Source organism: Flavobacterium sp. PL002 (assembly GCF_054165825.1).
On the sequence record NZ_CM135110.1, the window covers coordinates 3432678 to 3448185 of the forward strand.

Annotated in this window: 17 protein-coding genes; all 17 read left to right on the forward strand. The window is 29.5% G+C overall.

The features are described from left to right. Position 1 precedes the first annotated feature (1 nt). The 17 genes from ACVEGE_RS14895 (at position 2) to ACVEGE_RS14975 (ending at position 15469) form a co-directional block, all read left to right on the forward strand. Complete coding sequence (locus ACVEGE_RS14895; RefSeq protein WP_192501941.1) at positions 2 to 1108, forward strand: hypothetical protein; 1107 nt, start codon at positions 2 to 4, stop codon at positions 1106 to 1108. Positions 1109 to 1189: 81 nt separating this feature from the next. Then, positions 1190 to 2032, forward strand: a complete 843-nt coding sequence (locus ACVEGE_RS14900; RefSeq protein WP_192501942.1) for a hypothetical protein — start codon at positions 1190 to 1192, stop codon at positions 2030 to 2032. Between the two features lie 298 nt (positions 2033 to 2330). Beyond that, positions 2331 to 3329, forward strand: a complete 999-nt coding sequence (locus ACVEGE_RS14905; protein ID WP_192501943.1) for a hypothetical protein — start codon at positions 2331 to 2333, stop codon at positions 3327 to 3329. A gap of 216 nt (positions 3330 to 3545) precedes the next feature. Beyond that, the gene (locus ACVEGE_RS14910; RefSeq protein ID WP_192501944.1) at positions 3546 to 4703 is read left to right on the forward strand and encodes a tetratricopeptide repeat protein; all 1158 of its coding nucleotides are present in this window, start codon (positions 3546 to 3548) and stop codon (positions 4701 to 4703) included. 41 nt (positions 4704 to 4744) lie between these two features. Next, positions 4745 to 5914 (forward strand): hypothetical protein, encoded by a 1170-nt coding sequence (locus ACVEGE_RS14915; RefSeq protein WP_192501945.1) that lies wholly within the window; start codon positions 4745 to 4747, stop codon positions 5912 to 5914. A gap of 21 nt (positions 5915 to 5935) precedes the next feature. After that, a complete protein-coding gene (tssO, locus tag ACVEGE_RS14920; RefSeq protein WP_173856866.1) occupies positions 5936 to 6448 on the forward strand; it encodes a type VI secretion system TssO in 513 nt (170 codons plus the stop codon). Between the two features lie 56 nt (positions 6449 to 6504). Then, positions 6505 to 6954 carry a hypothetical protein gene (locus ACVEGE_RS14925; protein ID WP_173856867.1) on the forward strand — a complete coding sequence of 150 codons (450 nt, stop codon included), beginning with the start codon at positions 6505 to 6507 and terminating at the stop codon, positions 6952 to 6954. A gap of 20 nt (positions 6955 to 6974) precedes the next feature. Beyond that, positions 6975 to 8345 carry a DUF5458 family protein gene (locus ACVEGE_RS14930; protein ID WP_173856868.1) on the forward strand — a complete coding sequence of 457 codons (1371 nt, stop codon included), beginning with the start codon at positions 6975 to 6977 and terminating at the stop codon, positions 8343 to 8345. Positions 8346 to 8419: 74 nt separating this feature from the next. Further along, positions 8420 to 8974, forward strand: coding sequence for a hypothetical protein (locus tag ACVEGE_RS14935; RefSeq protein WP_458008563.1), 555 nt, complete (start codon positions 8420 to 8422; stop codon positions 8972 to 8974). Positions 8975 to 9039: 65 nt separating this feature from the next. Beyond that, the gene (locus ACVEGE_RS14940) at positions 9040 to 9753 is read left to right on the forward strand and encodes a hypothetical protein (RefSeq protein WP_192501946.1); all 714 of its coding nucleotides are present in this window, start codon (positions 9040 to 9042) and stop codon (positions 9751 to 9753) included. 11 nt (positions 9754 to 9764) lie between these two features. Then, positions 9765 to 10196, forward strand: a complete 432-nt coding sequence (locus ACVEGE_RS14945) for a GPW/gp25 family protein (RefSeq protein WP_173856871.1) — start codon at positions 9765 to 9767, stop codon at positions 10194 to 10196. Positions 10197 to 10356: 160 nt separating this feature from the next. Continuing rightward, positions 10357 to 10743: a type VI secretion system tube protein TssD gene (tssD, locus tag ACVEGE_RS14950; RefSeq protein WP_173856872.1), complete on the forward strand. Its 387-nt coding sequence runs from the start codon at positions 10357 to 10359 to the stop codon at positions 10741 to 10743. 154 nt (positions 10744 to 10897) lie between these two features. Next, entirely contained in the window at positions 10898 to 11293 is a 396-nt protein-coding gene (tssD, locus tag ACVEGE_RS14955; protein WP_458008564.1) for a type VI secretion system tube protein TssD, read from the forward strand. 34 nt (positions 11294 to 11327) lie between these two features. Next, positions 11328 to 13136, forward strand: a complete 1809-nt coding sequence (locus ACVEGE_RS14960; protein WP_192501888.1) for a type VI secretion system Vgr family protein — start codon at positions 11328 to 11330, stop codon at positions 13134 to 13136. A 14-nt stretch (positions 13137 to 13150) separates the two neighbouring features. After that, entirely contained in the window at positions 13151 to 13315 is a 165-nt protein-coding gene (locus ACVEGE_RS14965; protein ID WP_192501889.1) for a hypothetical protein, read from the forward strand. Further along, positions 13305 to 15086, forward strand: coding sequence for a reprolysin-like metallopeptidase (locus ACVEGE_RS14970; RefSeq protein ID WP_192501890.1), 1782 nt, complete (start codon positions 13305 to 13307; stop codon positions 15084 to 15086). Before ACVEGE_RS14965 ends, ACVEGE_RS14970 begins: the two co-directional genes overlap by 11 nt. Beyond that, a complete protein-coding gene (locus ACVEGE_RS14975) occupies positions 15083 to 15469 on the forward strand; it encodes a hypothetical protein (RefSeq protein WP_192501891.1) in 387 nt (128 codons plus the stop codon). Before ACVEGE_RS14970 ends, ACVEGE_RS14975 begins: the two co-directional genes overlap by 4 nt. Positions 15470 to 15508 lie beyond the last annotated feature (39 nt).

Consider the following 15508-nt stretch of genomic DNA (forward strand, 5'->3'; position numbering starts at 1 on the left):
GATGAAATTAATTTTTAAAATATTAATATTTAGTCTAGTTCTAAGCTCTTGCAATGGGCAAAACAAAACTAAAGTAGCCAAAGAAATAAAAAAGGATAGTAATGATTTGCAAAATGTTGATTATCTAAATGAAAAATATAAAACAGGTTATCAACTAAATATTGACGGCTCTAATTTATCAGACCATCCAATTATAAATTACCTTGATTGTGTAAGCGAGGGATATTTCACTTTACATTTTATACCTAAAAAAGATACGCTAAGAGTTTTCTGGACTGATAAATATTTAAAAATATACAAGTATGAATATGATGATATGGATACAGAAAACAAACATATTGTTAAACTTTTAAAGAATAATTATAATTTATATAATATTTTTAGATACCAAATTAACAAAGAATATTTAGAACTAAATGGAGCTTGTTCGCAAGAGAGTTTATACACTAAAGATAATAGTATTGCAAATATTTACCTATTAGATCAAACTAATAATGAATGGAGTTTAATAAAACGAATAAAAGTAGATACGCTTCCTCCATATCATGATAATAATTATTTTTTAAAACTATTTCCAGAATTATTTTCTTTTGATAAAGTTTTGAAATTTAACGAGAATAAAAATATAGTATGTTTCTATGACTATGATCTAGATCAAGACGGGATAAAAGATAAAATCATACTTTATACAAATAATGAAGAGAAAGGAGAGTTTGAAAAAAAACATTTTGGTCTTTCAATGGAAATAAAAAGAGGATTTCCTAATAATATTTACCAAAATTGGAGTGCCAATGATTTGATAATACCCAAAAATAATTTCAACTGTGCTACTGAGGGATTCAATACAATAGTATTTAAGGACAACTATTTCACAATTGAAAATCAAATCTGTTCCGATTACATTGAAATATCAACTTATACCACTTTTAAAGTAATTGGAAACAAAATAGTACTCCATAAGTACGGGGAAACGTACTTTGATAAAGCGGAACACGAAAGAGTAATACCTTCAAAAACTTGGGGAATTAAGGATTTTAGTATTTTAAATTTTGTAGATGTTACTGATGATTTTTTAAATAAATTAAGACAAACAAAACCAAAAGGCTAAAAGTTAATTAAGATATGGAATGATGATTATAGAAAAAAAAAAGAATGGTTGGGCAAAAATTAATATTAAAAGAAATTTAATATGAAACATTTTTTATATCTGCTTTTTTTAATTCAATTTCAAAATTGCAAATCAGACACCGTCTCAATTCCAACTATTTCATCCAATAAAGAAATAAAGGTAGCAGACACCATTCAAGATAATTATTTGATCAATTCCGTAGATAAAATTGCTATTGGGGAAAAAATTGAAGACAAAAATAAGATATTACAATTAAAAACCACATTGAAGAATGCTCTTAGCAGAGAAGTTATGAAACCTTATATGTGGGATATTTTCGATTCTGACAATGATACTTTATTGCAATTTTATAATTATAAAAAATTCATAATCAATCGCATGGAGTTTAAATCTTATTTTATAAATATAGATTATGAAGATGGTAATTATGAAAGTATTCTCTTGGTTAATGAATCGTTGGATATTGAATATAATAGTTTGTTAGTCTACGAACAACTACGATCTGAAGAAAATCAATCAAGAAACGCCCAAATTATGGGAGATAGAGTTAAAATTACCTTTAAAAGTCCCACTTCATCCGAAAATTTAGATTTTCAGGTGAAGGATGGGATGTTTTTAGATTATTTTGACTCTGTCAGTGTTGATAGAAAATGGGGGGATAAAAAAATATTGATGGGAAATTTGTTTTATGAGTATGAACTTAAGGGAAAAACAACTGATCATCTTAAAATTGGCCCTTGGGTAGAAGTAAGATACTCATCAGAGTACGATAAAATTATAATTGAAAATGGTAATTATATTAATGGATTAAAGGATGGTGATTGGTATTTTTCTCCTGAAGGTCCAGTAGATGTAATAAAGAAGTTTGATAAAGGAAAATTTATTTCAAAATCATATCGTTAATAGAAACTATTGGATGGCTACAATACAGTATTACTTAATGGATAGCTTAAATTTTAATATATAGTAAAATAGACTATATAAAACAACCCGCAAAGGATTTTAAAAATAAAGCAGAGTTCATTGACATATTGATAAAAAAGTTTTAAAAGCAAACAATAGCGTGTCATTTATGAACGATGCGCTATGAGTTTTGAAAAAGATAAAATATAAAGCTAAAAGAGATATATAAATGTAAATTATTTAAATCATTTGAGCTTGCTGCAAAGAAAAAAGCATAAAGATTTTAAATTTAATGAAAATGAAAAACACAATAATTATAGTAGCGCTTTTAGTTATGTTGATTTCTTGTAATAATAAAGCAGATAAAAAAAATATTGAAAGTAGTACTATTGATAATAGTCATGAACAGTATTTTGAAAACACTAAAATGGTAACGAATTTAGATGAAGCGCCTTATAATAAAAGGCATATTAGTAACGGTAGTCAATATAAGTATGATACGCTTTCTTCAAATTATATAAGTGATGTAAAAACAATTCTTCAAACTAAAAATTTTAAATTTCCTGAAGAGCAAAAGTTTAAAGATAAATTGATGCAAGTTTTTAATATAAATGTATATGACTTTAAAAATAAAGTTGTTGTTCTGAGACCGGCTATGTTTACTGAAATTGCAATAAAAGACGAGAAATTTGTTTTAATAGAAGATCCTAAAACTGAACATAGAATTATAAATGATGATTTAGAATTCTATTATAATTCTTATGTATTTTATGGAGACAGAGAAGCATTTAGGTGGTTGCAGATAAAGAATAAAAAACAATTAATAGATTTGGTTTTACTATATGGCTATAATTCAGACAAAGAATTAGTAAAGTTAGTTTTTAAAAATTTCGATTTCAATAATAGCGATTTATTTCATGATTTAATTTTTACAAATGATATTAAATTAAAAAAGTTTGTATTACGGAAAAGCATTTTAGATGATATCGAACAATTAATTTATGAAGGAGCAACAGATGGATTTACTGATATAAAAAAAGCTAATGGTTATAATAGTTTTTCTAATATAATTCAGAAAATTAGAGATGAGCCAAAAAATTATAATGATCCAGAAAAATACATCGCTTTCCTTTATGAAAAAGAGTTAAGAATAGGTATTGTTAGTCATGTTAAATCTAACGTAATTAACGATCCTAATTATAAATCATTTTTGAAAGAGAATAATTATTTTAATTTTAAAAAGTTAAAAAATTATATAGAGAAAGTGTATGTGGGTGGAACTAATTCAGAAGAATAATCTAATTCTTTTTTATTTAAAATTAAGAATAAAAGATTATGTAATAGGGTAATTAAGGACAAAAATAAAAATATTAATAGCTCTTAAAAAGCCACTATTCAAACTAAAATAATACAATTATATAACGTTACTAAGTTTCAAAGGACGGTAAAGTCTTTTATTTTTGGATTAAAATTTTTAACAAGCTAACTAGGATTAATTTAAATTATAATAACAATGAGAATACAATTTTTAATGCTTTTTTTGTTTTTATCAGTAATACAAAATTCTAATGGACAAAATATTTCCATTCAAGTATTATCTGCAGTAGAGAAAGACAAAGTAATTGATAATGCCGAGGTTATGGTGCAACGTAATGGGCAATCATCTACTAAAGTTAAAACGAATAACCAAGGTAAAGTAACAATCAACGGTGGGTTCCAAGATGACTCAAATACGTTATTAATTATTAAAAAACTAAATTATTCCAGTTTAGTTGTCAAATGTCCTTGTAATGATTTGACCTATGCTTTGAGTCCAGTTATGAAAAATTTAGACGGAATGAGAATTGTTTTGAACTGGGGTAAATATCCAAGTGATTTAGATTCCCATTTGAAATTCCCAAATAACCATGTTTTTTTTCAGAGCAAAAAAGGTTCTTCGTCAAATCTAGATGTCGATGATACGGATAGTTATGGTCCTGAAACAATTACCATTGATAAGAAAAAATTTGGAGAAACATACCACTATTTTGTACATGATTATTCAAATAAAGAAAATTTAAGTTCCAATAAATTATCAGCAAGTGGAGCCAAAGTTTTTGTGTATGTGGGACAATCATTAGTAAAAACGTATTACATACCTAAAAATAAAATAGGTAATGTGTGGAATTTATTTAAAATAAATGAAAATGGTGAAATAATAGATATAAACAATGTTATTTCTAAAACTGTCGAGGAGGTAGGAATAGAAACTTCTAATGAAGATAATGAAGAAGATGTTTATGTTAGTAATGAAGATAAAAAAACAGCACTTCTTTTAAATAAAAAAGGTGATTTAGCTTACCAAGCTAAAGATATTGATGGCGCTTTAAATTACTATAAGCAAGCTATAGATTACAATCCAATATTTGGACAAGCTTATGGTAATTTAGGATTAATGTATATAAAGAAAGGGTATAAAGCCGAAGCTATTTATTCAAATAGAAAAGCGATAACCTACGCTTCTGGAAATTCAATAAACACAACTAAAGCTAGCGCTTACTACAATATCGCTAAAATTTTTGAGAATGATAATGACTTAGAAGAGGCGCTAAATTATTATAAATTGGCAAAAGAATATAAGGAAAACACAGTATATGATAATGCCATAAGCCGCGTTAAAAACAAAATGTAATACATACAATTAAAACCTCATTTGAAATAAAATAATTAAATATGATAGAAAAATTAAATCATTTTCCCGTGAACTGGATTGATGGGATGAAGATAAATAAAACTCATTTTTTATCGATGCAGGATAATGTATCTGAATTAGTGAATGATGCTATAGGGATTCATACCACTCCTATGAGTTATGGGTTATTAGACTCTGGTAATAAAAATAAGGGAGCTACAAAAATTACCCTAGGAATTGATAATCATAAATTACTTCGTGTAAGGGTAGAAGAATGTCATGCAATTACTCCCAATGGTTCAAGAATTGAAATTAGTAAGAGTAATACTGATACATTAGATCTTCAAGTAGCCTATCCTGAAGAGGTTTATGAGATAAAAGAAGGAGAGGAATTGGTTTTATTAGCTTGTATATCAGTTAATTCTAAAAAAAGGATCCCTTTTGGAGAGCCAGATCCAGATGAAGTTCCACCAAGATATCCTTACACACAACCAGAATATAAATTGCACTTAATTAAAGCTGAAGAATTTCGTTCAGGAATAGGGTATGGCGGCTTTTACTTAGCAATAGGTAAAGTACGAATAGGAGACACAACTGTTCTTGATGAGGATTACATTCCTTCGTCTATTACGGTCGCTTGTCATCCTAAATTAGTAGACATGCAGGCGCAAATTGCACGTTCTTTTGGTCAAATAGAGATTTATTCAGTACAGATTTCTCAAAAAATAAACCGAATTCAACAATCTGGTTTATTAGCCCATACCGTAATGCAATTAGCAGATAATACTGGATATTATTTAGGAAGTATTCTTACCCAGTTCCGTTGGTTTTCATTGCACCAGCATCCAGCGGCAATGTTGAGTACTGTAGTTTCATTTGCTAGAGTGATGAAAAACTTTATCGATTCAAAATCTGGAGCAGGTAAAGAGGAGTTGTTAAATTATTTTGCTGAATGGTGTGATATTTCACAAGGGGATTTTGAAACGCTGTTTACATCTTTAATCAATACAGGTTATGATCATGTACATATAGATAAAACGGCTACTCTTACCATGAATGCATTAGATAGAATCGAAAGGTTATTTGAGACATTAAGCAAACTAGATTACATAGGTAAGAAAAAAGAAAACATAGAGCTATTTGTTGCTGAAACTGATAAAAAAGATATTGTACATAACCCGAAACGTCATGGTTTCTTTATAAAAGATTAATAAAAATAGAGTAATAAAATTATGGAAGTATTAAACAAACAAGAACGTCAGAAAGCATTTGTAGCTTTTCTTATTGCATTTATCCTCACATTTTCAGTTATGTTAATTGCAGTATCTTTTAATTTTTATATGCCAATGGCAGAAAACAAAATGTTAAAGGCAGAGAATCAAAGAATGAAACGTGAATATGATTATCAAACTAGTTTTTCAGTAAAAATTGATAGTATTAGAACTACTATTGACTCTATTAACTCACCAAAAGTAGATAATGATTTTCAACAACGTCTAGCGAATGTGATGATCGCTAATATGTATCAAAAAATACCAAAAGATACAACGGATAATAAAAAATTATATAACAATGTAATATTAGCATACAAGAATATTATTGATTACAAGAAGCAAATTAGAAGTCTTACTCATAATTCCCATTTGATTGATAGTTTGAATCAATCTGCAAAGACTTATAAAGAAGAGTTAGGAAAAGTAAGTAGGGATTTAGATATCTGTCGTCAGATTTATCAAAATCAATAATGTAAAATAAGAATACAAAACAATTAAAATAATAAAAACCATTTAAATTTAAAATTATGTTATCAAATTATGGAATTGGAGGTAATGAAGTAAAATTAGATGCAGATGAAGCAATCTCTGCAATCCCTCAAAACAGAACACTTATTGCTCAAAAATTGACTGTTGATGCACCTGTAAAACCGGAACTAGTAGAAGGAATTACAAGTATCGAAAAAGCTTTTGAACATTTTAAACCAGTAGTCAAAGTAAACTTTGAAAATGTTGATGGAGCGACTAAAGTAGAAGCTTTAAATTTTAAAAATTTAGGAGATTTTGGAATTAAAGGAATTACTTCACAAAGTAGTTTTTTATCAGATCTAGAAACAGAAAAAGATCAGTATCAAAAAATTATTCGTCAATTAAAATCGAATAAAATTTTAAAAGCTGCACTAGAAGACGGCGAAGCTAAAAAAGCTTTATTAGAAAGTCTAGGTACGCTAATCAATGAGTTAAAAGATAATAAATAAGAAATTTAAAGATATATAATATGTCAAATAAAGAAGCATATAAGAGTAATGAGGTCGATACTGCTGTAGTAGATCGTAAAGTTGCCGGAGGGTCAATTGAAAAAAATATTGAAAAACTAGCTAAGTATGGTGGGTTTGATTTATTAGAAATGTCAATTGAAGGAATTCAAAATCTTAATCCTGATAGAAAAGCAAGAAGAAAAATTTTCCTTGGTGAAGTAAACAAAGCCAAAGAAAGAGAAATTCTAAAAAAGACATTAGAACTTTGGGTTGCTGTATTAAGCAATAATGAGGCTTTGACTGATATGGTTGCTGTAAGTGAAGATAAATGCAAAGAGTCTGAAGCTTTATTAAAAAAGAACTTAATTAAAGCAGTTGAAGATACAAGAGAAATAGAAGCAGCATATAGAACTGTAGCTTTGTTTTTCAAAAACACCGAAACGGATAAAGTTAAAAATGTTACGATAGTAAATGCAGATTTAGAGCAATTAAAAGACCTTGATAATACTCGTTTTATTGATACAATTCACTCAGAATTGGTAAATAATTACGACCGTTTAGATCTTAAAAACAACTACGGTATTCTTGTAATTCCAGGGTATTTGGGTTCTAATAAGGTAATCGAGAAATGGGCTAAAATTGCTCACGAAAACAAAGTCATGTTAGTTACTGATTTTGAACACCTTGATGAGCCAGATGATGTTATGGAAATGTTTGATGCAGCTGCATTAACAGGTGGTGAAATACACCGTTCTAACGTTATCATGACGTGTAACTGGTTAGTAGGTCGTGGTAGATTTGATCAAATAGGGGAGAGTGATGATTTACACATTGCACCATCTGCAGCACTTGCTGGAAAAATCTACAAAACATTAATGTCTCAAGTTACTGCGGGTAAAAAGTTTGGTGGTATAAATGAAGTTGACGGTGTAAAATTTGACCTTAAGAAAAGTGAAATTGCAAATCTTGAAAACTTAGGATTAGTTCCTATGGTAAACGAGTATGGAAAAGTAATGGCCTTTTCAGCAAAAACATTATTTAGTGGAGATAACCTAGGATTACAAACATATTCAGTAGTACGTGTTTTTGACTATGTTACTAAAGTATTAATGGATTTCCTTAACCGTCGTGCATTTGAAAACTTTACTGCAAAAACACGTAAAGATATCATGAACCAGATCGTTAGTTTCCTTGATGGTATTACAGGTCCGGATAAATTGATTGAAAATTTTGAAATTCGTAGATTCGAACAAGATCCAATTCAGAAAGATAGAATATATATGGATATCCATATGAAGCCTTATTTTCCAGCTAAAAACTTCCTTATAAAAATGGATGGTCACAAAGGTGACGATGGAACAGAATGGGATACAGATTACGAACAAAAATAATAATTATAGAGTAATTTAAAAAGGAAGCACATTAACCTGTGTTTCCTTTTTTACACAAAACATTGATCTTTTGAATGATCAAACCAAATAATTCAAATCCCATGAACGCACTTAAAATAGTAGTTTTAATTATATTATTTTCAATTACAAATAATATAAATGCTCAAAAAGTTAATCCTGTTGATACTTTAAATTGTTCTATTTCACAAAGTGAATTATTACTATCAGGAAAACCTTTTGCTAGTGCAGCACCACTTTTATTTCGCGTTTTTAACGAAGATTATGAATATGCTGTTTTTCAACTTGGTAAAAGAAAAAGAAAACTCTTTCTATATTTTAAAATTTTCTCAGAAAACGTTTGTGTAAAACAAAAACAACCGCTTGAACTTTATTTTAAAAATGGAGATAAGTATGTTTTAAAAAATTCATTTGCAGTAAACTGTGACGGAACTGCTGCCTTACAACTTAGAAGAAGAGACATTAAGAAATTAATGAATAACGATATCAACACGATTAGATTTTACACCTTCAATAAAGATTATGAATTTAATCCAAATGAAATTGATAATCAGAATATTAAAGTGTATTTACAATGTCTAAAATTATATAAAATAAAGAAAAAAAAGTAATAGGTACTTTAAAAGTATTTATAAACGTATAAAAATCGAAACTTAATTTATTTAAAAATCTAAATATGCCATTTCCCGAATTAAATTTATCATTAGGACTCACTGACAATGATGGCTCTGTATTCTACTCAGGAAGTGGAGAAGGTAAGATTATTGTTCGCACAGATACTGCTTTAAAAAAGCACACCATTACCATAACTATTTCTGAACAACAAGTTGGATCAGTTAATTTAAAAACTCATTTTGAAGGAGCAGAGATACCAGCTGAAATTGAAGTGCCTACTTATCAAATGATTATTACTGATGATAGGAGCAATGAAAAAGAAGTGTATAAGGTAACACGTGACACCTTCTTTTACAGGGAACAAACAACTAAAAAAGGATTGTGGAGTTTTTTAGGATTAAAGTTCTTAGCGCCCAAAAATTTTCTATTTGATAACATCCCTTTTGAGCCATTATATGAGAATATTGAAACATTTGATATTTCTAAATACCGAACGTTAAATCAGGAACAGCTTACTTACACTTTTCAAAAGGAAGGACAAAATATTCAAATCTTTGCTGGGGATATCAATACACTTAAAGTAAAAAAAGGAACTAGTTATTTTATTATTGTTGACGAAAAAAAAGGACAACGGTTTATAGGTGATATTTTATATCGAGAAAAATTTTTAAAACTGACTCCAAAAGTCACATTAAACATAATTAAGAGAAAACAAGTTTCTAGAAGTATGGAAACAAACAAAGAAGGCCATATAGACAGGTTAATTTATATTTAAAAAACTAACGAATGAAAGGAGCTTTTTATAAACTGCCCATAGATTTTAATAGCGTAATTCAAAAAAAAGAATTAGAAAAAACTTCTATTGAGCACTCTATTGCACAACAAGTAATTTTATTGGCAACTACAACCTTTGGCGAATGTAAATTTGACGAAACTTTTGGCTCTAAAATATGGGAAATCGATTTTGATTTACTAATGAATGAAAATACATTAAAAGAAATTATTTCTAAAACAATGAGGCAAGCGTTACTTTTTCATGAAAAAAGAATTAAGCTAAATGAACTTAAAGTAGAATTATCTGAAAAAATGTATTTGGTAGATGATGTTAGTAGGTCTAAAAAAAAGGTTGATATTATTATAGAAGCCACTATAAAAAGTACCAACAGGGCTTTTGATTTTAGAGGATATTTTTTTGTAGGTCCCTTATCTTATAAGTAATTGATTATAATTAAATTGGCGTCAGGGCTGATGTTTAAAGGGATTACAGTTTAAGTTTAAATTAATAAGTAAAATTTGGTTAAAAAAAAGGTGTTTGTATTGTTTTTATAATTACATTTACGGTATAAATAAATAAATTAATAATTAAAATTTTACAATTATGTCGTTTTTAACATCATTAACAGTTGCAGGAAAAGATTACAAAGTATTAAACGTGAGTTATGATTTAGCTCAAGAGACAGACGCTTCAGGACGTCCATCTACGGTTACACGTGGAGGAAGAGTAATGATTGAAGTAGAGTCTACAGGTGGTACAGAATTGTTCGAATGGATGACAAACAATTTCGAAAGAAAAGACGGGTCAGTAAAATTCATCAAGCGTGATTCTAATGCTACTTTAAAAGAACTAAAGTTTACAGAAGCTTACATGGTTAAGTACAAAGAAAACTTTGATCACAACAGTGCAACTCCGTTAACGGAAACATTTATGATCTCTGCACGTAAAATCTCGATGGGTGGAGGAGAATTTGATAATGCTTGGGTATAATCCTTTGGACTTTATCAAACTTTATTAAGCTTGAAACTAGTAAGGAAGTCCAGTAATTGGGCTTCCTTTTTTTGTTTTAAATAAGCTTAAATTTTCATAAGATAGTTGCAAAGCTGCACTGTTTTTATTTTTTTAACAATCTAATATTTTTACCATGAGTTTTTTATCAAAATTACATATAGACGGAGAAGAATTTAATGTTTTAGAATTTAACATCAATTTTAAACAAGAAGTAGACACTACAAGCAAGCCTACAGGAAATGCCAAAGGTGGCGTTGTGAAAATGATAATAGAAGCGAGTCAAAACAGCCATTTTTTAGCATGGATGCTTAATGGGGATTTGACAAAAGACGGAAAAATTGTTTTTTATAGACGCGATGCTTTAAGCAAAATGAAAGAGCTTACGTTTACCAAAGCATTTTGTATTAGTTATGATGAGCAATTTACGAGCACTACTGATATACCGATGAAGATCACCATGGAGTTAGTAGCTAAGGAAATCACATTTGGAGACGCAACGTTCTCTAATAACTGGATCGCTTTAGACTAAATTGTAAAGTTTACTTAAAAACACGTATGTAATTATGGGACATTTTTCAGACCAAGTACAAATAACTATCGGGAGTTTTACCCAGAATGTTGTATATTATGATTTAGAGCTATCGCAAAAAATGGCTGATCATCATCATTTTTCATTCGTTTGGCAATACACTGGTAAAGCAATCATCAAACCTGCAGATCAAGCCAAAGCTTTACGAAGCTATCTAGGGGATGAAGTAATTTTTACCTTCAAGAGTCTTACTGGCATTAAGTTAATGAGCAAAGGGATCATTACGGAACTTTCCTCTGTAGATCTACATGGTAGCCCTGTAGGATTACATGTAAAAGGAATAAGTCACAGTATCGTTCTAGACGACATGAAAAAATCAAGAACCTTCTTAGAACGCGGAATGGACGATATTGCTTTGGGGATTTTTGCCGAAGGTCCAGGGGAATTTTATCAAAGAGATTCAATAAAAGCTACCTATCTCAAGGAGTTCAAATACATGGCTCAATATAATGAGACCAGTTTTGATTTCTTAAAAAGATTAGCAACTCGTTACGGCCAATGGTTTTATTTTGATGGAATGCGCATGCAGTTTGGACAGACTAAAACCAGTAATATAAAACTCATCAACGGGGCATCATTACATAGTTTTAAGATCCAGACAAACATGTCAGCACATAAAATTTCGTTGGCAGGATATGATTATAATAGTGCAGCCAATACCCGCAGCTCAGCAGCAAGAACCGCCACAGGAAGTAAGGATAGTTTTGCCTCTATTGTAGGCTATAATCAAGGAACAGTAGCGCAATCAGACTTAACAGTAGGTGCTTACACGACCAATGCTCAAAATAAAGAGGAGATAGATGAAATGACCACCTTACAAACAGCAGGTAGTGATGCTAACAGTGTGTATTATAGTGGGATTTCGTATTTTCCGTTAGGAATAGGACAGGTATTTACAATAACAAACCAAACGGTAGAGCATGAACTGATTGTTATAGAAGCCACCCACCACTCTAAAGTACATGGGAATTATGCATGTGAGTTCAAGGCCATCCCAGCAGATGTAGCCGCACCGCATTACACTAATGTGCATGTTTACGCCAAAGCAGATACGCAACCCGCCAAAGTAAAAGACAACAACGATCCAGAAGGATTAGGACGCGTAAAAGTATCCTTCAACTGGGCAAGTGGCAGCACCACTAGCGAGTGGATGCGCATGATACAGCCGCACTCAGGTGCTGGAAAAGGATTTTATTTCATCCCCGAAATAGGCGAAGAAGTTTTAGTAGGATTTGAAGGCAATAATGCCCAGAACCCTTACGTTTTAGGTAGTCAATACAACGGTAGTGAATCTAGTGGGTATGCTGATGGTGAGAACAATGTAAAAGCCATTCACACCCGATCAGGAACTAAAATTATCATGAACGACAGTGAGGGTAGTATTTTAATCGAGGATCCTTCTGGAAATACTTGGCAAATGGACGGTCAAGGAAATATAAGTGTGAATGCGCCTAAGAATTTTACTTTGAATGCTGGAGAGGATGTAAATATTACCGCAGGGAAGAATGTTTCGGTAAGTGCTGGGGAAAGCGTGATTAACTCAGCCAATAAAGATATTACTCAAACAGCGGGACAAGATATTACTCAAACGGCGGTAGGTGATTTTACGGAAAGTGCTAATAATAAGTCGGAAATAGTAGAGAATAATTACAATAGAGGGGCAGGAGAAACGGCAGATTTATTCTCTAAAAAATTTACCGCACATAGCTCCGAAGAAGATATGCTTTTAAAGAGTAAAACAATGGTACAATTGAATAGTGGTGAAAAATCAGTGAATCATTAAAACGAAAAAATAGTATGGCTATTAATAAACAAGCTAAAAACATACACGTAATAATAAAAAAAGCCGATGTTATTTTTGCAGGAAACTTTACAGTGACTGCCAAGAAAGTAATTATCGAAGCTACAAACGATGAGTTAGTGTTTAACGGTATAAAAAAAATTAAAGTAGATGGGAATTAGCTATAATGATTATGAACCAACAGAAAGAAAAGAGAGAGAGGTTGAAGAAACTACCTCTTCTGGAGAAGAATTAGTTTTATTTTTTAGATCAGAAACACAAGCACAAGGTTTCCCGAAAAGAGATAAAAGAGATAAAATTAAAATAAACGGTGTAGAACAATTTAAGCCATTAGAAGATTTAAAATATGCACAATCATTTGGTTTTGATTATTATAGACCAGATTTATATGGAAGTGACACAAAAATATACGAAGGAGGAGTTGCAACAGGGCATAAATTAGAAGATAATTTTGAAATTGACAATCAACTATCTTTAGAATTAAAAAATAAAAAAGGAAAAAGTAAATTTATTGATAATGAGTTTACTCTTGTAAATAGTAGTTCTTCAACAAATTATAAGTATTTCATTCCTAATTTATTGGTTATAAAAGGTAAAACAATAACTTTTTATGCAAAATATTTATGTCCAGATAATACGGGCGTTTCTGCAAAAATAACACTATCTGATGCAACAGGAATTGATAACTACACTCAAGACGTATCATTTAATAAATCAGAAGAAATTAAACCAATAACAATTACAACAAGTGCATCTGTAAATATTGCAATCGCAACCATATTATCAATAACCATTGAAAAAGAAGGTGTTACAACTGTTATAGGGAAATGTAATATTTTGCCAAATAAACAATATGAACCAAATTTTATTTTTATAGATGTAATTTATAATTCTACAATAGCATCTTCAACCGACTATTCAAAATTTGTAAAAAATTTGAATGAAAAAGCATTTAATCAGGCAGGTATTAATATTGTAAAAAGTAAAAATCAATACACCTTACATCTAAAACCAAATGATGCATTAAGAGTAACAGATAGCAAAGAGCCTATTGTTAACTCTAATATAGTATCTAACAGTATAAATGCTACAAACCAAATAACTAATTTTGATAACGTTCTTGAAATTGCCAGTTATAAATTTTATGAGGGAATTGCATTAAAATTAATGAATGAAATTGAAGTTGAACTAAAAAAAATAAAAGTAAAAGACAAATCAAAAAAAGACTATCCACTAATAAAAACAACAGAAAGTTTAGAAGAAATTATCAAAACAAAGGATGGTACAAATGATGAAAAACAAAAAAGATACAATAGATTAATAAACAACATCATTGGTTTTATTAAAGAATCTAAAATAAATTACCTTATTGGATTTATGTGTAGTAACTTAGAAAGTGTAGATGATTCTATTGCATTAGGTTATCTTAATACTAGGGGTTTTATCGTTTCAAAATCTGGAACAAGTGATTTTATGACTTGCGCCCATGAAATAGGACATAATTTTAATCTTGGGCATACCTTTTTAAAAGCAGGGCAAGTAAATGATTTACAAATTCCAATGACAGAGACTTTAGAAAATATCATGGATTATTTATCTGGAAATCCTCCTCCAAGAAAAAGTTTTATGGCTTTTCAATGGTTTAAAATGCAAAAATCTTTAGATAGATATGCAATAAGTGATAAGGATATAGATACTACTAGCACTGGAATACTAAATGGATTTAATTGTTTGAAAGATAATACTTCAAATTATTTAGGTTCTCTAAATTTATATTTAAAATTTTTCACTTACGAAATCATTAGAAGCATTTTTTTAAATATAGAAGATAGTAATAAAATAACCTTACTGCATAGCGATAAAGACGAAAATGATGCCTTGAATATTATCTCTGAAATTATTAAAAATACTATTAAAGAATTACAATCATGAGGTTTAAAAATATCATAATAATACTACTCATTTTTATATCTAGTTGTAGTCCAAAAATAAATTATATCGATGGCCATAAAATTATTAGATATGGGACAAAAGAATTTGAGAATTTTGAGAAAAATGCAACTATAAAAAAAGAAGAAGCTTGGGCTATACAAAAAGAAATTACGAGTAAACATCAAGTCCCTGTTACTCATTGGTTATTTTTCATAATTGATAAAAAATATATTTTTACAACAAGTTTTTCATCAAAAAGAGAAACAGAGTTAAAAGGAATAAGCGTTGATTCAGATACTGGAGAAGTAAAAAATATAGATTATAAAACTCATGTTAAATATGAAAATTTTTATAATGGAGATAACGAAACATTTTCTACTTAATTAAATAGAAAATATAAAAAAAATGAAACTTTATTGGTC